The 23,717-nt window shown below is 35.3% G+C and carries 24 protein-coding genes; 4 read left to right on the top strand and 20 right to left on the bottom strand.

Annotation, left to right across the window (positions count from 1 at the left end; translation table 11 throughout):
• Nucleotides 1-39 precede the first annotated feature (39 nt).
• Nucleotides 40-828, bottom strand: a complete 789-nt coding sequence (locus tag NiCM35_RS12540; RefSeq protein ID WP_095331912.1) for an alpha/beta fold hydrolase — start codon at nucleotides 826-828, stop codon at nucleotides 40-42.
• 234 nt (nucleotides 829-1,062) lie between these two features.
• Here NiCM35_RS12540 and NiCM35_RS12535 point away from each other — a divergent pair, with 234 nt between their 5' ends.
• On the top strand, nucleotides 1,063-1,545 hold the full coding sequence (locus NiCM35_RS12535) for an Hsp20/alpha crystallin family protein (protein WP_095331910.1): 483 nt from the start codon (nucleotides 1,063-1,065) through the stop codon (nucleotides 1,543-1,545).
• Nucleotides 1,546-1,687: 142 nt separating this feature from the next.
• Nucleotides 1,688-1,840: a YpzG family protein gene (locus tag NiCM35_RS12530; RefSeq protein ID WP_082138221.1), complete on the top strand. Its 153-nt coding sequence runs from the start codon at nucleotides 1,688-1,690 to the stop codon at nucleotides 1,838-1,840.
• A 68-nt stretch (nucleotides 1,841-1,908) separates the two neighbouring features.
• Here the strand turns inward: NiCM35_RS12530 and NiCM35_RS12525 are convergent, their stop codons facing one another.
• From NiCM35_RS12525 to NiCM35_RS12510, 4 genes are all read right to left on the bottom strand, one after another.
• Nucleotides 1,909-2,421: a YppG family protein gene (locus NiCM35_RS12525; protein ID WP_235850305.1), complete on the bottom strand. Its 513-nt coding sequence runs from the start codon at nucleotides 2,419-2,421 to the stop codon at nucleotides 1,909-1,911.
• Between the two features lie 174 nt (nucleotides 2,422-2,595).
• Nucleotides 2,596-2,967, bottom strand: coding sequence for a YppE family protein (locus NiCM35_RS12520; RefSeq protein ID WP_095331908.1), 372 nt, complete (start codon nucleotides 2,965-2,967; stop codon nucleotides 2,596-2,598).
• Between the two features lie 51 nt (nucleotides 2,968-3,018).
• Complete coding sequence (locus NiCM35_RS12515; RefSeq protein ID WP_095331906.1) at nucleotides 3,019-3,273, bottom strand: hypothetical protein; 255 nt, start codon at nucleotides 3,271-3,273, stop codon at nucleotides 3,019-3,021.
• 145 nt (nucleotides 3,274-3,418) lie between these two features.
• On the bottom strand, nucleotides 3,419-4,393 hold the full coding sequence (locus NiCM35_RS12510; RefSeq protein ID WP_433779669.1) for a DUF2515 family protein: 975 nt from the start codon (nucleotides 4,391-4,393) through the stop codon (nucleotides 3,419-3,421).
• Nucleotides 4,394-4,482: 89 nt separating this feature from the next.
• Between NiCM35_RS12510 and recU the strand changes: the two genes are divergently transcribed.
• Both recU and NiCM35_RS12500 read left to right on the top strand, forming a co-directional pair.
• Complete coding sequence (recU, locus tag NiCM35_RS12505; protein WP_123257837.1) at nucleotides 4,483-5,088, top strand: Holliday junction resolvase RecU; 606 nt, start codon at nucleotides 4,483-4,485, stop codon at nucleotides 5,086-5,088.
• Between the two features lie 36 nt (nucleotides 5,089-5,124).
• Entirely contained in the window at nucleotides 5,125-7,818 is a 2,694-nt protein-coding gene (locus tag NiCM35_RS12500; RefSeq protein WP_163186189.1) for a PBP1A family penicillin-binding protein, read from the top strand.
• A gap of 174 nt (nucleotides 7,819-7,992) precedes the next feature.
• Here the strand turns inward: NiCM35_RS12500 and NiCM35_RS12495 are convergent, their stop codons facing one another.
• The 15 genes from NiCM35_RS12495 to mgsA form a co-directional block, all read right to left on the bottom strand.
• On the bottom strand, nucleotides 7,993-8,508 hold the full coding sequence (locus NiCM35_RS12495) for a YpoC family protein (protein WP_095331900.1): 516 nt from the start codon (nucleotides 8,506-8,508) through the stop codon (nucleotides 7,993-7,995).
• Nucleotides 8,508-9,164: an endonuclease III gene (gene nth, locus NiCM35_RS12490; RefSeq protein ID WP_095331898.1), complete on the bottom strand. Its 657-nt coding sequence runs from the start codon at nucleotides 9,162-9,164 to the stop codon at nucleotides 8,508-8,510. Before nth ends, NiCM35_RS12495 begins: the two co-directional genes overlap by 1 nt.
• A 287-nt stretch (nucleotides 9,165-9,451) precedes the next feature.
• A complete protein-coding gene (locus tag NiCM35_RS12485; RefSeq protein WP_123257839.1) occupies nucleotides 9,452-10,162 on the bottom strand; it encodes a DnaD domain-containing protein in 711 nt (236 codons plus the stop codon).
• A 195-nt stretch (nucleotides 10,163-10,357) separates the two neighbouring features.
• Nucleotides 10,358-11,650, bottom strand: coding sequence for an asparagine--tRNA ligase (asnS, locus tag NiCM35_RS12480; RefSeq protein ID WP_163186249.1), 1,293 nt, complete (start codon nucleotides 11,648-11,650; stop codon nucleotides 10,358-10,360).
• Between the two features lie 344 nt (nucleotides 11,651-11,994).
• On the bottom strand, nucleotides 11,995-13,194 hold the full coding sequence (locus NiCM35_RS12475; protein ID WP_095331892.1) for a pyridoxal phosphate-dependent aminotransferase: 1,200 nt from the start codon (nucleotides 13,192-13,194) through the stop codon (nucleotides 11,995-11,997).
• 22 nt (nucleotides 13,195-13,216) lie between these two features.
• Nucleotides 13,217-13,690 carry a cell wall elongation regulator TseB-like domain-containing protein gene (locus tag NiCM35_RS12470; RefSeq protein ID WP_095331890.1) on the bottom strand — a complete coding sequence of 158 codons (474 nt, stop codon included), beginning with the start codon at nucleotides 13,688-13,690 and terminating at the stop codon, nucleotides 13,217-13,219.
• Between the two features lie 197 nt (nucleotides 13,691-13,887).
• A complete protein-coding gene (gene dinG, locus NiCM35_RS12465; protein ID WP_163186187.1) occupies nucleotides 13,888-16,668 on the bottom strand; it encodes an ATP-dependent DNA helicase DinG in 2,781 nt (926 codons plus the stop codon).
• A gap of 242 nt (nucleotides 16,669-16,910) precedes the next feature.
• Nucleotides 16,911-17,294: an aspartate 1-decarboxylase gene (panD, locus tag NiCM35_RS12460; protein ID WP_123257841.1), complete on the bottom strand. Its 384-nt coding sequence runs from the start codon at nucleotides 17,292-17,294 to the stop codon at nucleotides 16,911-16,913.
• Nucleotides 17,295-17,322: 28 nt separating this feature from the next.
• Nucleotides 17,323-18,183, bottom strand: coding sequence for a pantoate--beta-alanine ligase (gene panC / locus NiCM35_RS12455; protein ID WP_341122958.1), 861 nt, complete (start codon nucleotides 18,181-18,183; stop codon nucleotides 17,323-17,325).
• Nucleotides 18,180-19,019 carry a 3-methyl-2-oxobutanoate hydroxymethyltransferase gene (panB, locus tag NiCM35_RS12450; RefSeq protein WP_095331882.1) on the bottom strand — a complete coding sequence of 280 codons (840 nt, stop codon included), beginning with the start codon at nucleotides 19,017-19,019 and terminating at the stop codon, nucleotides 18,180-18,182. Before panB ends, panC begins: the two co-directional genes overlap by 4 nt.
• 238 nt (nucleotides 19,020-19,257) lie before the next feature.
• Nucleotides 19,258-20,241, bottom strand: coding sequence for a biotin--[acetyl-CoA-carboxylase] ligase (locus NiCM35_RS12445; protein ID WP_095331880.1), 984 nt, complete (start codon nucleotides 20,239-20,241; stop codon nucleotides 19,258-19,260).
• Complete coding sequence (locus NiCM35_RS12440; protein ID WP_095331878.1) at nucleotides 20,226-21,431, bottom strand: CCA tRNA nucleotidyltransferase; 1,206 nt, start codon at nucleotides 21,429-21,431, stop codon at nucleotides 20,226-20,228. The genes NiCM35_RS12445 and NiCM35_RS12440 overlap by 16 nt, the downstream gene beginning before the upstream one ends.
• The gene (gene bshA, locus NiCM35_RS12435; protein WP_095331876.1) at nucleotides 21,415-22,569 is read right to left on the bottom strand and encodes an N-acetyl-alpha-D-glucosaminyl L-malate synthase BshA; all 1,155 of its coding nucleotides are present in this window, start codon (nucleotides 22,567-22,569) and stop codon (nucleotides 21,415-21,417) included. Before bshA ends, NiCM35_RS12440 begins: the two co-directional genes overlap by 17 nt.
• Nucleotides 22,566-23,279, bottom strand: coding sequence for a bacillithiol biosynthesis deacetylase BshB1 (gene bshB1, locus NiCM35_RS12430; RefSeq protein ID WP_095331950.1), 714 nt, complete (start codon nucleotides 23,277-23,279; stop codon nucleotides 22,566-22,568). Before bshB1 ends, bshA begins: the two co-directional genes overlap by 4 nt.
• On the bottom strand, nucleotides 23,269-23,715 hold the full coding sequence (mgsA, locus tag NiCM35_RS12425; RefSeq protein WP_095331874.1) for a methylglyoxal synthase: 447 nt from the start codon (nucleotides 23,713-23,715) through the stop codon (nucleotides 23,269-23,271). Before mgsA ends, bshB1 begins: the two co-directional genes overlap by 11 nt.
• Between the last annotated feature and the right edge of the window lie 2 nt (nucleotides 23,716-23,717).

Below are 23,717 nucleotides of genomic sequence, written 5' to 3'. Positions count from 1 at the left end.
TTCGATTTAAAAGAGATTTTAACAAGAAAAAAGCAACCATTATTTACTATTTGACGAAATAAAGGAATAAATGGCGTTTGCCAACTTCTGTGGGGCTTCCTGCATACTCATATGCCCTGTTTCTAATTGAACTTCTGACACTTTCGGATTTGAAGCAGAAGTAACGCGATCTAAGGAAACCACTTTATCTTTCGTCCCCTTTATAAGTAAAACAGGAACATTTGCCTGTTCAATTACACCATTTCTATCTGGTCTTTTTCTCATTGCTGCTTGTGTCTCCATCGCCGCAATTCCATCAGTTTGATAGCCAATTTTTTTCGCTTTTTCTATTTCATTAGGTAAATCCCTTAGTGATTCATCTGCGAATAAATTAGGAATTAACCCATTGACAAACTCTTTTATTCCAAGATCTTGGATTTTACGAATAGCCTTTAATCGTCCTTCTTTCCCTTCTTCTGTATCAGGATAAGCAGTGGAGTGTACTAAGCCAAATCCTTTTAAATGCTCGGCAAAAAGTTCAGCAAATGCCAATGTTACATAGCCGCCGAGCGAATGGCCAAACATATATACTTTGTCTATCTCTAATTTTTCCAATAGTTTATTTATATCCTTGGCTAAATCTTCTATCTCAAATGATTCGCCCCTATAGGTAGAGCTGCCATGTCCTCTTAGATCTACTGCTATCACATGGAAATTTTCTGAAAGGAGTGGAATAATATACTCCCAATAATCAACACTTCCGCAAAAACCATGAATTAATATAACGGTTTCTCCTTTTCCTTCTTCTATATAGGATAGTTGTTCATTGTCAACTACAATATGATTCATCTATAAAAACTTCCTTTCTTTCTTTTTCCTTTAATATATCACTTTTTTCAATATGGATGAACGAAAAACCCACCTGAGCATATTGTATTTCAAAATATGAGAATCCAAACACCAATTTAAGCTATTGGGCATAGGATAGGAAAAAAAGGTATATCCCTTTCAGTTATCTTAAAAGTAATTAAAAAATGTTTGAATCTTTCATTCATGTTTTAAGTGTAAGGAGTGAATTTAATTATGTCATCCAATTTCCCAATCGACCCAAACAAAAAAGAAAAAACACCGCAACCATTTAATGGATTCATGCGTTCCATGAATCAGTTTTTTCAGGAAAAGCCAGTGAAAAACTTCCTGCAGCAAATGGATGAATTTTTTAGTAACCCATTTCCAAATACGGCTTTTCCATTAAGTGTAAATGAAACAGAAGGTGCCACGATTATTAAAGCAGAACTGCCCGGAGTTAATAAAGAGCAAATTCAATTGGACATCTATGATCATTATTTAACTATCAGCATTAATCATCAGGAAATTCTAACAGAGGAAAATTCGCAGACTAAAACATTTCATACAAGTAAAACGTATAAACGAAACAGCAGAAGCATTGCGTTTCCTCATCCAATTGATGAAAGAAAAGTAACAGCATCGTATCAAAATGGATTGCTTACAATTAAAGTCCCTAAACAAAAAGGGAAAAAAATTATGATTGAGGATAGAAACTAATTCAGAAAGAGTAAATTCTCCTTTCTCTGCACATATTAATAGTGGGTGTTAAAAGAAAATCCTCTCCTTCTATACGCTAGAAGGAGAGATATCTTTTCTATCCCTTCTACTTCTTTCTAATCTTACTTCCTGAGGTGATATGATGAGTTATAGAGATCAGTTAGATTCTCATTCTGCGCTTTTTCATCACAATTGGACGAGACCTAAACGTTCTAAATCCCAAGTAAATGGGCATACGCAAATGTCTCAGAATAATATCATTCTAAGAAGTAATGCAAAAGCACACCGCTGGTAAGTAGAGAAAAAGAAATGGAGGCTGTCACATGACAGCCTCCGCTTATTACTTCGTATTAGTATGGTATGTTACACCTTAAAGATTCCACCGACTCCTTTTACCAAGCCTGTTACTTGGTTCATTGCATTCATCATCATTCCTGCAGTATCCATCATTTTATTAAAATCTAAAGAACCATCTTGTGATTTAAAAGAATTCATGATGCTTTTCATATTTCCTTGTTTTTTTGGAATAAAGGACTGCTTTGGATATGGATTCATAAAGCCTTGATTTTGATTCATATAATTGGTTGTATATTGATTCTGTTCGCTGTTCTCCATATAATGAAGTGGATTTTGGAATATATCTTGTGTATTGTTTTTATAAGCATTTTGCGGGTGGTAATAACTTGATTGGTTATTTTGATAATTCGGCTGCATCGGTGGTATGTTATAGAAATTTTGCCCGTTCATGCCTGCTCCATTCCATTGACCTTGATTTAAATATGGATGATACTGTCTGTTATCAAAAGACACAGGATGCGTATAAGCGGTATGATAAGATGGTATGTTCCAGCTTTGTTGATTAGATGCTTTATGCATGAAATTCTATCCTCCCACGTTAAAGATATCCTTATCTACTATATGATAATACCGCCTATACTGTGCATTGATGTACAACTAATTTGACCTCTTTTGTTATCCCAAAAGGAACTGAACTTTATATTTATCAAAAAAGCAAAAAAAAGAGAAATTTCATCTCCCTTTTGCGATCCCTTATTTCGATTCACTTTTTAACGCATCCAGTAATGTTTGCAATATATATTTTACCGATTTAGCTGAATCAAGAAAGCGTTTTTTACTTGTTTGCGTAAAAAATGCTTGGATGGAAATAATTTCGATATGATCAGCCGCTGTATTTATTTGTATTGTATTCAAATAATCAGGCTTGGATTTCCGCACCCACTCTGTCGCCATTTCTTTCCATTTATCATTAAGCACTTTAATCTGATTGGCAAATGGTCGGACAACCTCATAAAAATCCTCATTTACCCCTGATTCCTTCACTTTGTAAAACGTATCTACTGCATACTCTACTGCTTCTAGAAGCTTAGCTGTATGTTCCATCAACTGATGATTTTCCGTCAATTTTGCCACTCCATTTTTTGCTATTATCGTTAATGGTTTTATTTTAACGATTTACTTTGCTAAGTTCAAGTAAAGAGGCATTCGTTGTCGTTGGCCATCTGTTCGAATATTTAATTTACTGCCTGCTATTTTTTTCTCCATTGCAGCGATTCCTCTTTCTATATCAGTTAAAGAAGTAATATGTTCTTTCACAAGTTGCATGTTTTGCTTACCGGAATTTAAAAGCACTTCATCCAATGTATCTAGCTCCTCTTGAATTTCCTCTAACATATTCAATAACTTTTCTTTTGTATAAGCATTTTCCACGCAAATCCCCCCAAGCTATTTTGATATATACTCATTTCTTTTTTTTTAGCAACTATCCTGCATCGTTGACAAAACTAGAAGAGATTCGGCAAAGAAAGTACATATTCTTATTACTTGTTTATATTTCGACAAGATTAAGCAAAAATTAGTTAAACCATTTGTTTTCCTGACGAATAAGTGCATGTAACTGCCGCTGTTTTCTCAGATACCAATCTGTTATATGAAAAGGTTCTTTCTGTTCACTAAGGTTTCGCCACTTTTTCTTAATATGCTTTTTGAACCAATCCCCCCTTAGTATATGTTGATGCCTTACCACTGGATAAGCAGCTCGCAAAATGGGTGTTGTATTGGCTAAATTAGGATATATATATTTTTCATAATCTCTCCTCGAACCTGTATGTTCATTTTTCCTTGCAAAATCATAGAACTCTTGATATAAATTAGGTTTAAATAAAAGACTTGCTAATGTATTGCCAAGCTTAATCCGTGCGCTTAGTGATGTGAAGTTAGAAACGCTTGCCCCATAAAGTGTTCCTTGTGTAGTTGGAAAAAGGACTGCATTAAAATGAAACAAATCTTGAAAAAGATATGGAAGATAATGAAAAACATGATGTTTTATTCTTTTGTTTTCCATGACAGGCTGATGAATAACATTTTGTTCATTGATGATTAAGCTATTCATTAATCTTTTCTTGTCTTTTTCCTTCCAATAATGATTCCATTCTTCTTCCATAAAAGAGGACACTTGAAAAAATTTTAATAAATGAAACATTGGCAAGTTATTTTTCGTCGAATATTCATAGAGTAATAATTGGGGGTATGCATCTTGAAAAATCAGCCAATTTGCTTTCTCGTAAGTTAAGTATATTTGCTGTCTTTTTTCTTGACTAACTACTTGTGGGAGCCAAGTTCCATTCAAATCGCACATATTCCAGCCTGCATTTCGGGAAACCTGACTCGCGAGAAACGCCCATTGTATTTCTTTATGTTTGTTATAATAGTGGAGATATGCTTTCGTTCTTGAAATATTGTCAAAGTTGCGCATATCGGTAATTAGTCTTATTCTATTAATAAGTTTTTCTTCTTCCAAGGAAGAAAAATATGATTTTTTACCTATCAAATTGTTCACCTCTTATGAACGCTTTATGGTATTATTGTTTGTTGATTGCACTAAGTTATACTTTGAAAGAATCTTTGTGAGGTGGAAATATGAAGATTCATTATCCAAATGGGAAAAGGTACACTCCCTTGAAAAATGTACATACCAAGTCGCAAAAAAAGGTAAGTTATAGTAATCGGGGAATGACACTAGAGGATGATTTGAACGAAACCAACAAATACTATTTAGAATTTGGTAAGGCTGTCATACATAAAAAGCCAACGCCTGTTCAAATTGTTCAAGTCGATTACCCTAAAAGAAGTGCTGCAGTAATAAAAGAAGCCTATTTTAAACAAGCTTCCACTACAGACTATAACGGTGTTTATCGAGGTAAATATATTGACTTTGAAGCGAAAGAAACGAAGCATACCACTTCCTTCCCGCTGAATAACTTCCATGAACACCAAATCAGGCATATGCGCTTGGTATGTGAGCAACAAGGAATTTGCTTTGTCATTATCTCTTTTTCTGAAACGAATGAAATATTCTATTTAGATGCAGAAAAACTATTTATATTTTGGGAAAGAATGATAAATGGCGGAAGAAAATCGATTACAAAACAAGAATTAGCAAGCAATGGTCATTCCATCAGCCTAGGTTATCGACCTCGAATTGACTATATAAAAGTAATCGATACTATTTATGGATTCAACTAATTCCTTTTGTTTTTAGAAAGAAAGGTAGGAATAATTATGACAGATAAATATCAAACGCGAGAGGAGCGCCGTAAACAACTTGAAGCCTCTAAGAAAAAAGCTCCTAAAAAAGGAAAGAAAAAAAGCGGTATGAATTTGTTTAAGCGCGTTCTGCTTATTTTATTAACAATCGGTATTATCGGCATTATTGCCGGTGGAGTGGCCTTTGCTATTATGGTAAAAGACGCACCTGAATTAAATCCAGAGACATTAAAAGATCCTATTTCTTCTACTATCTATGATAAAAATAATGAAGAAATAGCCAAAGTAGGTGCCGTTAACCGGGACTATGTAAACTATGAAGATATACCTGATTTAGTAAAAGATGCGTTTATCGCAACCGAAGATTCGCGATTTTTTAAGCATCATGGAATTGACCCTATTCGCTTAGGCGGAGCAGTTATTGCGAACTTCCGAGACGGGTTTGGTTCTGAAGGTGCAAGTACGATCACACAGCAAGTAGTGAAAAACTTCTTCTTTAACCAGCCACAAAAAACATTGAGCCGAAAAGCGCAAGAAGCATGGCTAGCTCTTGAATTAGAGCGCAAGTACTCCAAAGAAGAAATATTTGAGATGTATGTCAATAAAATCTTTATGTCTGAAAATATGAGCGGGGTGAAAACCGCAGCAAAGGTATATTTTGACAAACCTTTAGACGAATTAACGTTGCCTGAAGCAGCTCTTCTCGCAGGAATGCCACAGGCGCCAAATGCGTATAATCCGTTTAATAATCCCGAAAGAGCAGAGAAAAGACGGAATATCGTCTTATCTTTAATGCACCAGCATGGTTATATTTCTAAAGCAGAAATGGAAAAAGCACAAAAGACTTCTGTTGAAGATACATTAGTGAAAAAAGAAAAACGTAAATCAAATGACCTGCCATTTGATCCATTTATAAAACAAGTTATTGCCGAAATTGAGAAAAAATATCCAGATGTTAATGTATTTACAGATGGGTTAGAAATTTATACAACAATGGATAAGAAAGCTCAGGAATATGTAGATAAATTAATGTATGAGGGAGAAATCGTTCCTTTCCCTGACAAAGATTTCCAAGCTGGAATTACATTGTTAGATACAAAAACAGGCGGTATTTTAGCACTTGGCGGAGATCGTGATCCTGAAGTAAAGCTAGGCACAAACTATGCAACAGATATGAAGCGCCAGCCAGGATCAACAGCTAAGCCAATCCTAGATTATGGTCCAGCAATTGAACATTTAAAATGGGGTACTTATCAAACAATCGTAGATGAACGCAGTACCTATTCAGACGGAACACCGATTAACAACTGGGATAATAAGTATAAAGGCTCTATGACTATGCGAAAAGCGTTAGAAATGTCAAGAAACATCCCTGCTCTTAAAGCATTCCAAGCTGTTGGTGCTGAAAATGCTAAAGAATTTGCCGTGAATCTTGGTATCCCGCTTGAGGAAGCATATGAATCATATGCAATTGGATCATTTGAAGCTAGCACATTAGAAATTGCTGGAGCTTATAGCGCCTTTGGAAATGAAGGAGTATATAATGCCCCTCATGCTGTACGATCCTTTAAATTAAAAGATGGTACAAAAATAAATATGGAACCTAAATCAAAAGTAGTAATGCAGGATTATACTGCCTTCTTAATATCTGATATGTTAAAAGGGGTCCTTACAAGCAGCGATGGAACGGGAACACTTGCAAATATCCCTGGATTGCCTGTTGCTGGTAAAACCGGAACAACTAACTATACAGAAGAAGAACGAAATAAATGGGGAATAACGAATCAAAACAGTGTACCAGACGCCTGGTTCGCTGGTTATACAACGAATTTCACCATGGCTGTATGGACCGGATACACTGAGCGAAAAAATCCACTCACGCCTGGTGCTAATCAGAAAGTTGCCCAACAAATTTTCAAAGCTGTCATGGGGCATATTTCCGAAGATGTAGAAACACCAGATTTCAAGAAACCAGATAGTGTGGAAACCGTTAAAATTGAGAAAGGCACCTATCCAGCCCGGTTAGCAAGTTCCTATACGCCAAGTAGTCAAATACAGACCGAGTATGCGGTAAAAGGAAATATTCTTAATGAAGTTTCACAGAAATATAATAAGCCAGACGCACCAAATGGAGTAAAAGCTAGTTATAATGAAAACAGTGATGAAATTGACTTATCTTGGAATTACGGCAAGAAAGATGGCATCAAATTTGATGTCAGCGTCAGTGTAGATGGTGGAGCTAGTGAGCAATTGACTGTTACTTCTGACACAAGTTTAAAAATTGCTAAACCTACTCCTGGCAGCACCTATAATTTCGCCGTAAAAGTAATTAAAGGTGATCAAGAAAGTGATCCTGCGTCTGCAAGTATTACTGTCCCGGAAAAGATTGAGGAACAGCCGCCACAGGACCCAAATGAAACGATAGATGACGAAGAAAAGCCAGACGATTCAAATGGCGAAGATTCTGATGACAATCAAGATGATGGCGACAATGGCGATTCAGACAATGGAGATGAAAATCAAAACAATCAAGATAATAACAATGGGAACAACGGTGGGAATGGAAATAATGGTGAAAACAACAATGGCAACAACAATAATGGGAACAATAATGGACCAAATAATCATCCTAACCCTAATGATACTAACCCAAACCCAAACCAGAACCAAAACCGTAATAGAGAACAAAATCAAAATGATTCTCAATAAAACGAACTTCCAACAGTGGGGGCTTTCCTCCCCCTGTTGAATGGTTAGTTAAATTAACCTAACCTCTTTATTAATGAATAAATAAACCCAAGCAATTATACGAAGTTATCATCTCTGTATAATTGCTTGGGTTTATTTTTGTTGGAACATTTATGTTCTGGCTTCTTTTATTATTTAATTGCTTCTTTTTAATTTAACTAATTTAATCGCAAACTGTTTTTCTAATTCTTTATATAACTCATCCAGTTGTTTAAAGGAATGATAGCCATTTAATCTTTTTAAAATAAACTGAAGTCGATCTTCTAAATTGAAAGGTTTTACTTCTAAACTAGGATCTACCAAACCATTTTTAAATGTGACTGGCTTTTCATTAACCCAATATAAACATTCTAAGAAGTATTCTGCTCCAATCGTTAGTCCTTGTTGAAGTCTATTAGAATCTCTTTCTTTCACAAATAATTGTATTTCCTGTTTAAGCTGTCTCCACTTATCAAACACCAATTTTACACACTCAGGAAAGTTTTCTTTATTCCAAGGCTGATAAACTACCTTATTATGATAGTAATTAGCCTCATGTAAAAAAGCTGGCATTAGTTCAAAACTATCCGCAGCAATAAAAGGAAATTGTTTTATAACGGGGAACGGTCCATATATAAGCTCAAGTGGTGCATCTAATTGATTGTTAGCCATCAGACAACACCCTTTGTCTTCATTCTCTTTTTCCCTTCTCTACACAATGCTAGTAGTGGACAAACCTCGCATTGCGGGTTTTGAGCTTTACAATGATATCTTCCAAAAAAGATCATACGATGATGCGTTACAGACCATTCCTCTTTGGGAACTTTTTTCATAAGTGTTTTCTCTACTTCTAAAACGGAGTCTTTCCAACGACAGATACCTAATCGCTTACTAACTCTTTCCACGTGGGTATCAACAGCTATAGCGGGAATATTATAAGCGACAGAAACAACAACATTAGCCGTTTTCCTTCCCACACCTGGTAAGTTAATCAGTTCATCCCGGTCCATTGGTATCTCACCATTATATTTTTCTAAAACCATTTGGCATAGCTTTTGAATATTTTTGGCTTTATTTCGATATAAACCGATTGAACGAATATCATTCTGTAATTCTTCCAAGGGAACACTCAAATAGTCTTCTGGTGTTTTATATTTTTGAAATAAATTTTTTGTTACCTTATTAACAAGGGCATCGGTACACTGGGCAGATAATGATACGGCAATCACTAATTCAAACGGATTAGAATGAACTAATTCACAATGCGCTTCAGGAAACATTTCTCCCATCGTATCAAGACAATATCTAATTTCATCTTTTTTTAACATGTGATCCTCCGAAATGAATATACTATACTTACTCGCAATAAAAAAAGAGTCATTCTACGAATAGTTAGACTAACATCTACCTAAGAAGTCTTTCTTTCTATTTGTAGATGTTTTTATGAAAATCTAAACGTTATTCTCTTGACAATCCTATCTTTCTATGTTAGCTTTTATTGCGCAAGTTTGCTGCTTTTTATCCTATATTAGGAAGAACCTAGTTCTCAGAAGGAAAGTTAAAAGGATCGGTCCCATTTATTTTCTCCTACACATTCTTCCTCTCCATCAAAAGATTATTGATCCAACCAATTATAAAAAGGCACTGTCTTTTTGTTAGAAGATTCTTCCGATTGTTCTGCTTTATAGCCAACAGATTGATGCTGTCTAAACTTTTTCCCATGGCTCTTTGCTTGCTCGATTGTCTTAATTCCATTCTTTTTCCATTCAAACAAGATTCGGTCAATATAACGAAAATTTAATTTACCTGAAATCACAGCTTCCCTAAGCGCTGCTTTTATAATTGCTATTTCATGCTGATCGTCGTCTACCCACATATTTAATGTTTCAATTTCAAAAGGAGACAATGGTCTTCCAAATTCTCTTTCAAAACAAGTATATAAATCTGATTCTTCTTTTTCTATTAAAGCTTCTTCTTCTTTTTTATTATTAAGGAGAAATTGCTCAATTAATTTATTCCAAAGAGGCTCCAAGGAATATCTCTCAAATCGGATTCCGGTATCACTATTTCCATCTAATATGTCGATAAAGCCTTTGCGGATAAGTTGACTTAATAATTCATGACATTCATTAATATCTATTGTCATTTGTGCAGCTATTTCTGCAGGGGTCGGAAAATCTTTCCCTCGCTCTAAGTAATAATGTACTTGCAGTAAAAGAACTAATTCTTTTTCATTTATTTTTAAATGTTTATAATGTGTTAGAAGTGTGGAAGGAATATTTACATTCCCTTCTTGCAGCCATTTTAAAAAAATTGTTTTATTCATAAGGACACCTCTAATTAAGTATATCATGTTGACAATAAGCATGTAATAATGAAAATCACCCAAACCTAGCAATAGTTAACAAAAAGAAGAAGGGAGAAAACGAGGAATGTTATCAAAGATGAAAACCTCACATTATCTATTCGCTGTGAGGTCCTCCACCTAAACTTTCCGTATTTTCTACCCTACTATTGTTTATTAAGGATATAGACGATTTAATAATCTTGGGAATGGGATGGTTTCCCGAACATGTTCCACTCCTGTAATCCAAGCAACTGTTCTTTCTAATCCGAGACCAAAACCAGAATGAGGTACTGAACCGTATTCTCTTAGTTCTAGATACCATTTGTATGTTTCCGGATCTAATTGATGCTCTTTTACTCGTTTATTTAATAGTTCCATATCATGGATACGCTCTGAACCACCAATAATTTCACCATAGCCTTCTGGAGCAATTAAATCTGCGCAAAGGACGACATCTTCTCTTTCATGGTCTGGCTGCATATAGAAAGGTTTAATTTTAGTTGGATAATGAGTGATAAACACAGGCTTATCAAAACTTTCCGCAATAGCTGTTTCATGCGGAGATCCAAAGTCATCTCCCCATTCAATATCATCAAAGCCTTTTTCATGTAAGAATGTGATTGCATCGTCATAGCTTATTCTTGGGAAAGGAGCAGTGATTTTTTCTAATTTAGAAACATCTCTTCCTAGCGTATTAAGCTCAAGCTGACAATTTTTCAACACAGATTGAACAACATATGATACGTATTGTTCTTGAACTTCTAAATTCTCATCAAACTCTACAAATGCCATTTCAGGCTCAATCATCCAAAACTCGATTAAATGACGGCGTGTTTTAGATTTTTCGGCACGGAATGTAGGGCCAAATGAAAATACCTTTCCTAACGCCATTGCTGCTGCTTCCATATAAAGTTGTCCACTTTGTGAAAGATAAGCATCTTCTTCAAAATACTTAGTTGCAAATAGTTCTGTTGTACCCTCAGGAGCACTTCCTGTTAGAATGGGTGGATCTACTTTTACAAATCCATTTTCATTAAAAAATTCATACGTTGCACGAATTATTTCATTTCTAACTTTCATTACGGCATGCTGACGCTTGGAACGTAACCATAAATGACGATTATCCATCAAGAATTCTGTTCCATGTTCTTTTGGCGTTATCGGATAATCTGTTGAAGTATGAATCAATTCAATATTTGTTACTAATAACTCATACCCAAACGGGGAACGTTCATCCTTTTGAACAGTACCAGTAACATATACGGATGATTCTTGTGTAATTGATTTAGCTGTTTGGAAAACTTCTTCCGCTACGTCACTTTTAACAATAACTCCTTGTACAAATCCTGATCCGTCGCGAAGCTGTAAAAAGGCAATTTTTCCGCTAGATCGCTTGTTGGCAATCCACGCGCCTACTTTAACCTCTTTATCAACATATTTTGGTAACTCGGCAATAGTTGCTTTAATCACGATTAACTCCTCCAAAAACAAATAAATATATGTACTTAAATAGATACTACGGCTTGCCCTATATAAAATTGGGTATTAAAAACCGATTGTCTACTATTAGTAGCAGATTTAATAGAAATTATTCTACTCGATAAAAAATATTCTACCAAAACATTATACCTTTACATCTGTAGACAATCAACACTATCGATCACCTTCTAGTATAATATTGGCGTGTACAAAGACTTTTCTTTTTATTTAATCCTACTCCGATCAATTTCTCTTCCAAAATAAATAATAGAAAAAGAGAAAATGCCCTAAAAGATATAGTATCTTTGTGGGCATACTCTACTAATAAAACTTTACTGGTTAACGACCATCTTTTTTTCGACAAATTGCTCCATTCGCGTTACTGCAGCTTCTAATTTTTCAAGTGACGTTGCATAAGATAGTCGGATGTAGCTATCTGCTCCAAATCCTGAACCTGGAACAACTGCTACTAATGCCTCTTCTAATAAAGCTGTTGAAAACTCATCTACAGACTTAAATCCAGTTAATTCTACTGCCTTTTGCACATTAGGGAAAAGATAAAATGCCCCTTTTGGTTTTAAACATGAAAATCCAGGAATATTATTTAATTTTTCATGAATAATATCTAAGCGCTTATTAAATGCTTGACGCATTTCTTCGACTGATTCTTGCGGGCCTGCATAAGCTTCTATCGTTGCATACTGAGATGGTGTCGTCGGGTTAGAAGTACTGTGGCTTGCTAGATTTGTCATCGCTGTAATAATTTCTTTAGAACCCGCTGCATAGCCAATTCTCCAGCCTGTCATAGAGTGAGATTTGGAAACCCCATTGATAATAATAGTGGCTTCCTTCAGTTCAGGGGATAGAGAAGCAATTGATACATGCTTGCTATCTCCATAAACTAATTTTTCATAAATTTCATCAGAGATAATTAAAATTTTATGTTCTAAACAAATCTCCCCAATTGCTTTTAACTCTTCTTCTGTATAGATCATTCCAGTTGGATTACTTGGCGAATTGATAATGATTGCTTTCGTTTTTGAAGTTATAGCCTCTTTTAATTGTTCTGGGGTAATCTTAAATTCATTCGATTCGTAACCTTCAATAAAAACAGGCTCTCCTTCTGCCAGTTTCACTTGTTCTGGATAACTAACCCAATAAGGAGTAGGAATAATAACTTCGTCCCCTTTGTCCAAAATTACTTGGAACAAAGTGTATAATCCATGTTTTGCTCCATTTGTGACGATAATCTGATTTGTTTCATAATCTAGTTTTTGGTCTCGCTTTAACTTTGCCGCAATTTCCTTTTTTAGTACTTGTAAGCCTGATGCAGGAGTGTATTTAGTATGTCCTTCATTCATGCTTCTAACCGCAGCGTCAATAATATTTTGAGGAGTGTTAAAATCAGGCTCTCCAGCGCCTAAACCGATCACATCATGACCATCTGCTTTTAAACTAGCTGCTTTTGCAGTAATGGCCAAAGTTGTTGATGGAGTTAATGCATTCACTCTTTGTGCTAATTGAATTTTCATTGTTATTTACCACTCCTATTGGTTAATAATTTTCAATTGTTAAAAGAATTTCTCCTGTTTCAAAATCAATCCAATGATAGTTTATGGAATCTTTATCTGTATGAGAATAGATCTCCCATACAGGTATACCATCATACATTCCCAAACACACATGATTGACTTTTTCTGGTGTCTGCTTCGATAATAATATATTAAGCGCTTCTTGTTTGGTCAGCCCATCTTTTTTCAATTTTTCGGTAACTTTATGGGATTTTTCATTAATCCAAACAATAATATCCTTATTATCATCGTTTTTACCTTCTAAAATATAATAGGCTTCCTTGCCATTATATAATTGAAAGCTGTCGACCTCTTTCAAATCGGCTTCTTTCTTAGCAATATTTTCTGCAACTTCTCTTGCAGATTTAACAGGCTTCATCGCTTGAACATATGTATTAATACTTACAGCTAGTCCAATAAGAACAACAACAACAATTATCCAAATCCATTTCTTCATTTTACATCACTCTTTAATACATTATTTTATACATAGGTTATTATAACAGGATTTATAAACAGAAAGAAATAATAATAATAATAATCGGTAGTTTTTTGCTAGAAATGACCAGCCGGCATCCACTTCCTCTTCTATTTTTCTAGAAGATGATGTGCATGCAAGCTGCATTGATTAGAGAACAAAATAGTTATCTACTTCTACTTCAGCCACTTTTCAATAAATTTGACCATTTCGGTATTATTTAGCTGCTTAATTGGCACAGCAGGAATAGATTTTAAAAAGGTTTCTCCATAAGAAGTGGAAACAATTCGGCGATCAAATACAATAATAAATCCTTTATCTTCTTCTGTACGAATTAATCTTCCGAATCCTTGTTTAAATCGCAAAACTGCTTCTGGAAGACTATTTTCTAAAAAGGGATTTCCGCCCTCATTCTTAATACGTTCATTTTTCGCTTCTGTTAATGGATCTTCCGGTGAAGAAAACGGAAGTCTAACAATAATTAAGCAGGTCAAGTCTTCTCCTGGAATATCAATTCCTTCCCAAAAACTATTCGTTCCCAATAATATCGCCTTATCGTATCGTTGAAAATTACGTGTTAATCTCATTCGACTTCCATTGGTAATTCCTTGGGCCAAAATAGCATATTCTTCTAGACAGCCACTTTCTTTCATATAATCATATGTCTTTTTCAGCATCTCATTTGCTGTGAAAAGAATAAGCATTCTCCCTTTCGTAGCTTGCGCGATGTTAATGATTTGTTCGCCAATAGTAGATACATACTCATTTAATGAGACTGTATTTACTTCGGGTACATCTGTTGGGATAAGCAGTTGTACTTGTTTCTCATAGTTAAATGGTGAATCTATTTGAACTTCTAATTGGTTTTTCCCTAGCCCTAAAACTTTCACATAATAATCAAATGAATTATTTACAGTTATAGTTGCGGAGGTAAAAACAATGCTTTGTTTCTGATTAAAAAAACGATTCTGTAAAGGTTCTGCAACAGAAGATGGCTGTGTATACAAAACAGCATTATTAGGAAAATTTTTCTTATCTGCTTCCAACCAGGCTATATTGTCTCCTTCGCGCAAAAACATTTCTCGCAAATGATTAATATATATTTGCCAGTCATTTAATGTCGATTCAATTCGTTCAACTACAAGCATTTGCGAAGAGCTAAATTTCCTATTTTGCTCTTTTAATCGAAGCACTTTTTCTCTAAGCGCGTTTCTTCCATCCTTCCAGAGAAAAACCATTCTCTCTGCAACACTTTTGACTGCATTCCAATCTCCTGTATCTGTTTTCTTTATACGATAGCTACCTTTTCCTTCTTTACTTGATTGATTTGTTTTTTTCACATAACGTAGAACAGCACGAAACAGTTCATCTAATTCTTCATGTAGCGATAAAATAAATTGATTGAATTCTATTTTATCCGTTAGAGATAAATCACCTAGCATATGTTCTAAATGATACATTAGCTGCTTTTGATCTGTCGTCCCAATCGCATTGATACTTAATCGTACGGCTACATATGAAAAGCGGAAACCAAAATGCTTAGTAGCTGTTTTTTCAAAATGGTGGCCCTCATCGATAATGGCATAATGATAAGATGGTAGCAAATGTTGATCGGTTGTTAAATCTTTTACAAGCAAAGCATGATTCGTAATAATCATATTAGCCTTTTGCGCAGCATTCCGGGTTCTCCGATAAAAATCCTTCTGGGCCCATTCTTTTGAAATTGGTAATGAAAAATTCCCATCATTTTTAATTTTTTCCCAATAATTTATTCCACCGCTTGTTAAATTTAATTCATCTTTATCACCCGTTTCCGTTTCGGTTAACCATATTAAAATCTGCATTTTTGTTAAAATAATATCATAGTTATCCTCTTGCTCCTTTAAGGATACTTCAAATTTATCTAAACTAATATAGTGATTTCTGCCTTTTAAAAGCGTATAAGTAATTGGAAACGGAAGAATTCTTTTAAGCAAAGGCAAGTCTTTATGAAATAGTTGTTCCTGTAACTGAGTGGTAAATGTACTAATAATAACTTGCTCTTTGTTCTCTATCGAAAAATAAGCAGCTGGCACTAAATAACCAAGAGACTTTCCAACACCGGTACCCGCTTCAATAAGTCCATGCTGATTACTTGTTAGTGCTTGATGAACGGCATTCATCATTTCGATCTGCCCTTCTCTTTTTTGATAAAAAGATAGAGTATCTTTCATCCGTTTTTCTACAGTATTAACATCAAAAGAATCGGTATAATCTTTACTTTGGTTACTAATCAAATTACTAGGTAATTTTTTTAGCGTTAATCCACGATATACCTCCCAGCTTTCAGGAATATACTCAACTTTTGATTGTTTCTCTTGCAGCAATGATTGTAAATAAATATCTAAATCGCTTTTTAGCGATGAGCTTAAAAATTCTAATTGCTTTGTCGTAACTTGAGGCAGTTCGTTCAGTTTTGCTAGTAATAAAAGCAATAATTCTGCTGTCACATAAGCATCACTATCTGCCTGATGCGGTCTAGTATGGACAATTCCTTCCTGTGCGGCAAGGTCTGTTAATTTATAACTATCTGCTGTAGGGTATAAAATCCTTGCCAGTTCAACTGTATCAAGGATAGGGCCATAAAATTGTCTACACCCTGCCTGCTCTAACTCCTCATTTAAAAAAGATAAATCAAATAAAACATTATGTGCAACAAAATAAGCATCTTCTAATAAATGAACAATTTTGTCTGCTATTTCTTCGAAAATTGGCGCTGATTCCACCATTTCATCTGTGATCCCAGTTAATTCTTCAATAAACGGTGTTATTGGCTGAAGAGGATTAAGTAAGGAAGAGTACTCCTCTACAATGTTCCCATTCTCTATAACTACCGCTGCAAACTGTATGATTCGATCCCCTTTTCTCGGAGAATTACCGTTTGTCTCCAAATCAACTACTACAAATTTGTTACTCATTACGTCCACCTCAAACTTTCAGTCAATCAAACGGTATCATAAAAATGAAAAAAGGGAAAGATGTTCCTACTTTATGTAATGATTCTTTTATTGTGCTTTTTTCGTTTATTTTACACTTTAGAGAAAAATAAACGAAAAAAGGTTGGAACACAAATATTCCAACCAAATAGAAACCTGAACAATATACATACATGTTAAGAAATATTTATATAATTATTTTGGCTTTTAAGAATTTTCAGTTGTTATAATACTGTTTTCTCTGGTTCTTGCTGAAGAATAGTTGTAATGCGATTATTTTCATCCATAATCGCTACTTTAGGCTGGTGCTGGGTGAGCTCTTCATTTGAAACATAACAATAAGATATAATAATAACAATATCTCCTACTTGAACTAATCTTGCGGCTGCGCCGTTTAAACAAATCGTCCCAGTTCCTCTTTCTCCAGGAATAATATATGTTTCTAATCTTGCGCCATTATTGTTATTTACAATTTGAACTTTTTCATTCGCTACCATTCCAACCGCATCTAAAATATCTTCATCAATTGTAATACTGCCAACATAATTTAAGTTTGCTTCTGTTACAGTAGCTCGATGGATTTTTCCGTTCATCATTATCCGAAACATAAGGATAACCCTCCATTTTTGTCAATGTTTACCTAGATGCATGGTCTAATTCAAAGATTATATTATCTATTAACCTTGCTTTACTAAAGTGGACAGCAATCGCTATAACCATCTTCCCATTTAGCTCCTTTAATGTCTCTAATTGGGGATAGGATAATATCTCAAAGTAGTCAACCTTGCCGCTTGACTCTTTTTCAACGAAAGTGATAATAGATTTTTTTAATGCTTCTATATCTGCCGTTCCTTTTATTAACTCACTTCTAGCTATACTAAGAGATTTATATAAAATGCCTGCCTCTCGTCTTTCTATTGGCGTAAGGCGAACATTTCTAGAACTCTTTGCTAAGCCATCTTCTTCTCTGACCGTATTCACTGCAACTAGATTAATAGGAAAATGAAAATCTTCTATTAATCCATCTACCACTGCGACTTGCTGTGCATCCTTTTTACCAAAATAAACATTCGTCGGCTGAACTAAATGAAATAATTTCGTTAATACAGTTGCGACTCCATCAAAATGACCAGGTCTTGACTTACCACATAAACAGTTCGTACGTCTTTCCACTTTTACAGTCACAGACATTTGCCCTGGATACATTTCTTCCACCGAGGGATGAAATAAATAATCTACTCCTTCTTCCATTGCCACTTGTTTATCATGTTCAAAATCTTTTGGATAGGAAGCAAGATCTTCATTTGGTCCAAATTGCAGTGGATTAACAAATACACTCATAATCACAATTTCATTTTGTTCTCTTGCAGCTTTAATCAGTGCTCGATGACCTTCATGTAGATACCCCATTGTCGGCACAAAGCCAATGGTTACTTTATTTTTTTGTAACGAAGTAGTTATATCCTGTAATTGTTTTGGATTTGTGACGATATTCATTGGGTGTTTCCTCCATATAAGCTTTTTATTTCTTCCGCTTTCATCTGAAAGCTATGCTTCATTTCTGGAAAAGCCCCCATTTTCACTTCAGAAATATATTGATCGATTGCAAGAGAAATAGCTTCATTGACATTTGCATATTGTTTTACAAATTTTGCAACTCGATCCACACCATATGTGATCAAATCGTGATAAACAAGAACTTGCCCATCTGTTTCACTTCCAGCTCCGATACCGATTGTAGGAATATCCAATCTCTTACTCACCTCTTTAGCAACTTGCATCGGCACACACTCCAATACTATCGCAAAAGCTCCTGCAGCTTGGCATTTTAATGCATTATCCATAAGCCGTTTCGCTTCATCCGAACTTTTTCCTTGTACTTTATAACCACCTAATACACCTACTGACTGAGGGGTTAAACCTAAGTGTGCCATCACTGGAATACCAGCATTTGTTAAATAGTTGATTTGTTCAATTACATCGTCTGCACCTTCTATTTTCACTGCATTTGCACCTGTTTCTTGGATCAAGCGTGCCGCATTTATTAAAGTATCGCGACGAGATAAATGATAGCTCATAAACGGCATATCAATGACGATAAACGTATTTTCAGCACCGCGTTTAACCGCTTTTCCATGATGAATCATGTCATCCATTGTTACTGGTACAGTTGAATCATATCCAAGTACAACCATTCCCAAGGAATCCCCTACCAATATTAAATCTGTTCCTGCTTGTTCAACTAATTTAGCAGAAGGGTAATCATATGCGGTGATCATCGTAATCTTTTCACCCTTCTGCTTCATTTTGATAAAATCAGTTGTTGCTTTCACTAAGTTTTCCTCCTTTTAAATAGGAAGAGGGAATGGCTTTACACGAAAAAAAACCTTCTACAAAGCATAGAAGGATTGTTTTATATGTCTATTTTCATCCCTCTGTCCTTGTCCAATTGTGGATCTAGGCAGATTAAATTATGGTTTATGCACATTCAAACATACTGGTGCAGTTCATTAAGATACTGCCCGACAAAAGCATTATAACAAATATTTCTCTATCCTGACTATGGGCAAATTACGTTTCCAACAAAATATCCGCAGAGTAAATCGAATGCATAGCCCCTTGCTCATCTTCAAGTAGCAAAACACCATCTTCTGTAATACCCTTTGCAAGTCCCGCTATGCTTCCATTCAGCGTATTAGCTGTCACTTTTTGTCCTAGGCTCACCGAATAGCTTTCCCACAGAAGCTTGATTGGATAAAAACCTTTCTCTAAATAAAGCTGATATAATTTTTCCAGCTGCAACATGATTCCTTGGATAAGTTCTGCCCGATCCCAGCTCTTTTGTGTTTCCAGATAAATAGAAGTGGCACTTGATTGGAGATCTTTCTCAAAGTCTTCAAGCTGCTGATTCACATTAATTCCTATTCCGATAATCAACGAATGAACTCTATCACTATCTGCTTGCATTTCTGTTAAGATGCCTGTTAGTTTTTTCCCATGCAATAAAAGATCATTTGGCCATTTAATATCTGCTTGTACCCCAGTTACTTCTTGAATTCCTTGGACGACCGCAACAGCTGTCAGCAATGTCAGCTGCGGCGCTCTCATTATCGGTATGTTCGGTTTTAAAATAAGACTCATCCATATTCCCTTATATTTAGGTGATTGCCATTTTCTTTCTAACCGTCCTCTGCCACCTAATTGCTCTTCTGCTATCACTAAGGTTCCCTCTTCTGCTCCTTCTAGCGCAAGTTTCTGAGCGATAGTTTGAGTAGAATCAACCGAATCTTCAAAATGGATATTTCTACCCATGTACATCGTATTTAAACCAAAGAATATTTTATCTGGTACAATTTTTTCTGGTGAACTGATAATTCGATAGCCCTTTTTTCGGACAGCTTCTAATATAAAGCCATCTTTTCGCAATGACTCAATATGTTTCCAAATGGCTGTTCGCGAACACCCTAAAAGTTCTGCTAGTGATTCACCAGATAAGTATTGATCAGGATTATTAGTAAAGGCTTCAATTAAACCTTTTCTTATATCTGATGACATCGTTTCAGCCACTCCTTTATTAATTGCTTGTCATTAGAAAGTTTTTCTTCCACGACATTCCTTTCCACTAAGGAGAGAACATCTTTTATCCATGGACCGGGTCTTTTTTCTGTCCAACTTAATAGATCGTTTCCGCCGATTTTTAGTTCTTCCATTGATTTAATCGGCAACTTCTCATACTTTTCTTCTAAATGAACAATATCTATGTTTACCTCGCAATTTTTTAACAATTGATACATTTTTTCCGCACTAACCGCAACAGATAATGTTGCAAAATACAGCGCCTGATTAGACCAATTAGTCATCTGCTCTCTTTGCAGCATCCAATATATTATCTTTTGAATAGTCTTTATTTGCTTGACTGATAATTTCCACGCACGTAAAAACAATTCTATTTGCTGCTTTTCCTTCATTCCAAGACATAAAATTAAAACAGCCCATTTTTCTAGCAATCCAAGCTTGGTCAGTGGTAATTTCGCGAACATAGAAATCCCTTTTTCTTCTGATGATAGCATCGGTAAGAATTGATATATTTTAGTTTCTACCATAATTTTTAAAGCTTCTAAACACCATGAACCTTGTAAAAGTTTTTCAAATTCAGCTGTTATTCTCTCTACCGCTATTTTTGAAAGAAGCTGTTGATTGTTTCTAATGCCATTTAGCGTGTCTTTCTCTAAGTGGAAGCCTAAAGTACTCACAAACCGAATTCCTCTCATTATTCTTAACGCGTCTTCTTGAAAACGTTCGTTCGGATTGCCAACTGTTTTAATTTCTTTTTTTTCTAAGGATTCTTTCCCATTAAAATAATCGATGACACGACCGTTTTTATCCATCGCCATTGCATTAATAGTGAAATCACGGCGTTTAAGATCTTCTTTTAACTCCCGTACAAAATGTACTTGCTCTGGTCTGCGGTAATCTCTATATGCGGATTCTGTTCGAAATGTTGTTATTTCATATGTATGTTGATCCCATATTACCATCACAGTCCCATGGGCAATCCCTACATCAATAGTGTGAGGAAAGATCGATTTAATTTCTTCCGGTGTTGCGGAAGTAGCAATATCGATATCATGAATTTGCTTATTTAATAAATGGTCTCGAACTGCTCCTCCTACAAAATATGCTTCATAACCTGCTTTCTCGATTTTATTAATAATCGGGAGAGCTTCTTCAAACGGATTTATCATTCATTTCACCAGTTTCTAAAATAGATTTATAAATCTCTATATATTGGTCAACGATGATATCGGCCCGGAAATAATCTCGTACTCTCGAAATAGAATGCTGCGAAAATTGGGCATGCTTCTTTTCATCCGTTAACAGCTTTATCGAATGTTTAGCAATATCTTCTATATCCCCAAGTTCACAAATATACCCTGTCTCATTTGGAACAATTACCTCAGGAATACCGCCGACATTTGTTCCTATGACGGGAACCCCGCATGCCATAGCTTCTAATGCCACCAAACCGAAGCTTTCTTTTTCCGAAAGAAGCAGCATGAGATCACTTAAAGAATAGAGCTCCTCCAAATTCTCTTGTTTGCCAAGAAATAATACCTTTTGTCTTAATTGAAGCTCATCCACTAATTTGGTCACCTTCGACATTTCAGGTCCATCACCAACAAGCAATAGTTTTGCGGGAATCTGATTTGCGATTTGATGGAATGCTTGTACAACATCTGTAACTCTTTTTACTCCTCTAAAATTAGAGACATGAATAACAACTTTTTCTGTATCGGAAATCGCCAGTTCTTTTTTCAAATGACTTGCATCGACTTTCCGATAAATTCGCTCATCAATAAAATTATAAACAGGGAGTATTTCTTTGTTTGGCTCAATTACTTCATAAGTTTGGGCGATTAATGAATTAGAAACTGCTGTTACGAGATCTGATTTTTCAATTCCAAAACGTATTCCCGCTGCAAGTGATGGATCATATCCTAGTACTGTTATATCAGTGCCATGAAGTGTTGTAACTATTTTGACATCCCTGTTGCTCATCTGTTTTGCTAATATAGCACAAACAGCGTGTGGGATTGCATAGTGAACATGCAACAAGTCTAACTCTTCTCGATTAATGACTTCCGCCATTTTGCTGCTTAATGCTAAATCATATGGCGGGTATTGAAAAACAGCATATTGATTTACTTCCACTTGATGGTAATAAATATTCGGATACATTTTATTTAAACGAAAAGGAATACTGGAAGAAATAAAGTGAATTTCATGTCCTCTCTCAGCCAGCATCTTTCCTAATTCTGTTGCAATAACCCCTGATCCGCCAACTGTCGGATAACAGGTAATGCCGATTTTTAATTTTTTCATTTGTCTCCACCTAATAAATCTTGATTTAATAATATTGGCTTAGATTTAATAAATCCTTCTGCGTAAATCACACCAACTTCTTTGCCAAAAAGTTTTTCTCTTGCTTCTATTGTGTCAATATAGCCATTTGTTAACGGAGTTTCCACACTGTTTTCACCTTTAACAAATTGACTTTGATAACAATTAAGACTAGCTTGCTTTTGCTCCATATAATCACTAATATCAATAACAAAATCAGGTTTATGAAAACCGTTTATCATGTAATAGTATTGATTCTGTACTTTATGTGCTGATGTATTTCCAACCTGATAGTTTTTTATCCCTGCTGAAAAGACTGCTTCATTCACAATTTTGGTGCAATTGCCATGATCCGGATGTCTATCTTCCCAATAAGGAGAAAACACAATCTTTGGTTTGTATGTACGAATCACTTCCACTACTTTTTTTATAGCTTTTTCTTCTAGATATAAACCTCGATCAGGAATCTGCAATGTCATTCTTTCAGCAATTCCCAGCACTTCTCCTGCTTTTTCCGCTTCTTGTTTACGTCTTTTTACTGTGCCATTTGAAGAAAGATTACTTTCTGTTAAATCACAGATAATAATCTTTTTCCCCTGTGCAGCATATTTTGCGATGGTTGCACCCATGCCGATTTCTACGTCATCGGCATGAGCACCAAAAGCGAGTATATCAACTTCATCAGTTTTCATTGAGTTTTTCTGTGAATTTTTTTGCCACTGGTTCTGTCTTTCCATGAACTATCTTTCTCCAATCTATGTCACCTTGCTCGAGTCCTCGAATTAATACTTCTCCAGTTCCCATATTTGTTGCCAGCGGAACAGAATAAACATCACATAAACGGATTAATGCTGTAACATCAGGTTCATGAGGCTGTGCAGTTAGAGGATCTCTAAAGAAAAAAACCATATCCATATCATTATTAGCAATATACGAGCCTATTTCTTGATCACCGCCGAGTGGTCCTGAATGAAAACGATGTACATCTAATCCTGTTGCTTCTTGAATTCTACCACCTGTTGTTCCAGTTGCGTATAAAGTATGCTTTGCAAATATATTTTTATAAGCAACAACAAAAGCAACCATGTCATTTTTCTTTTTATCATGAGCAATTAAAGCAATGTTCATCC

It is taken from the genome of Niallia sp. M35 (genome assembly GCF_050971705.1).
Taxonomy (GTDB): domain Bacteria; phylum Bacillota; class Bacilli; order Bacillales; family Cytobacillaceae; genus Niallia; species Niallia circulans_A.
Note: the sequence above shows the minus strand (reverse complement) of the source record. Positions and strands in the feature narration are given on the sequence as shown.

Bases quoted from the DNA above. Each gene is read 5' to 3' on its own strand.
- NiCM35_RS12540 (WP_095331912.1), bottom strand. From the start codon at position 828: ATGAATCATATTGTAGTTGACAATGAACAACTATCCTATATAGAAGAA.
- NiCM35_RS12535 (WP_095331910.1), top strand. From the start codon at position 1,063: ATGTCATCCAATTTCCCAATCGACCCAAACAAAAAAGAAAAAACACCG.
- NiCM35_RS12530 (WP_082138221.1), top strand. From the start codon at position 1,688: ATGAGTTATAGAGATCAGTTAGATTCTCATTCTGCGCTTTTTCATCAC.
- NiCM35_RS12525 (WP_235850305.1), bottom strand. From the start codon at position 2,421: ATGCATAAAGCATCTAATCAACAAAGCTGGAACATACCATCTTATCAT.
- recU (WP_123257837.1), top strand. From the start codon at position 4,483: ATGAAGATTCATTATCCAAATGGGAAAAGGTACACTCCCTTGAAAAAT.
- NiCM35_RS12500 (WP_163186189.1), top strand. From the start codon at position 5,125: ATGACAGATAAATATCAAACGCGAGAGGAGCGCCGTAAACAACTTGAA.
- NiCM35_RS12495 (WP_095331900.1), bottom strand. From the start codon at position 8,508: ATGGCTAACAATCAATTAGATGCACCACTTGAGCTTATATATGGACCG.
- nth (WP_095331898.1), bottom strand. From the start codon at position 9,164: ATGTTAAAAAAAGATGAAATTAGATATTGTCTTGATACGATGGGAGAA.
- NiCM35_RS12485 (WP_123257839.1), bottom strand. From the start codon at position 10,162: ATGAATAAAACAATTTTTTTAAAATGGCTGCAAGAAGGGAATGTAAAT.
- NiCM35_RS12475 (WP_095331892.1), bottom strand. From the start codon at position 13,194: ATGAAAATTCAATTAGCACAAAGAGTGAATGCATTAACTCCATCAACA.
- NiCM35_RS12470 (WP_095331890.1), bottom strand. From the start codon at position 13,690: ATGAAGAAATGGATTTGGATAATTGTTGTTGTTGTTCTTATTGGACTA.
- dinG (WP_163186187.1), bottom strand. From the start codon at position 16,668: ATGAGTAACAAATTTGTAGTAGTTGATTTGGAGACAAACGGTAATTCT.
- panD (WP_123257841.1), bottom strand. From the start codon at position 17,294: ATGTTTCGGATAATGATGAACGGAAAAATCCATCGAGCTACTGTAACA.
- panC (WP_341122958.1), bottom strand. From the start codon at position 18,183: ATGAATATCGTCACAAATCCAAAACAATTACAGGATATAACTACTTCG.
- NiCM35_RS12445 (WP_095331880.1), bottom strand. From the start codon at position 20,241: ATGTCATCAGATATAAGAAAAGGTTTAATTGAAGCCTTTACTAATAAT.
- NiCM35_RS12440 (WP_095331878.1), bottom strand. From the start codon at position 21,431: ATGATAAATCCGTTTGAAGAAGCTCTCCCGATTATTAATAAAATCGAG.
- bshA (WP_095331876.1), bottom strand. From the start codon at position 22,569: ATGAAAAAATTAAAAATCGGCATTACCTGTTATCCGACAGTTGGCGGA.
- bshB1 (WP_095331950.1), bottom strand. From the start codon at position 23,279: ATGAAAACTGATGAAGTTGATATACTCGCTTTTGGTGCTCATGCCGAT.
- mgsA (WP_095331874.1), bottom strand. From the start codon at position 23,715: ATGAACATTGCTTTAATTGCTCATGATAAAAAGAAAAATGACATGGTT.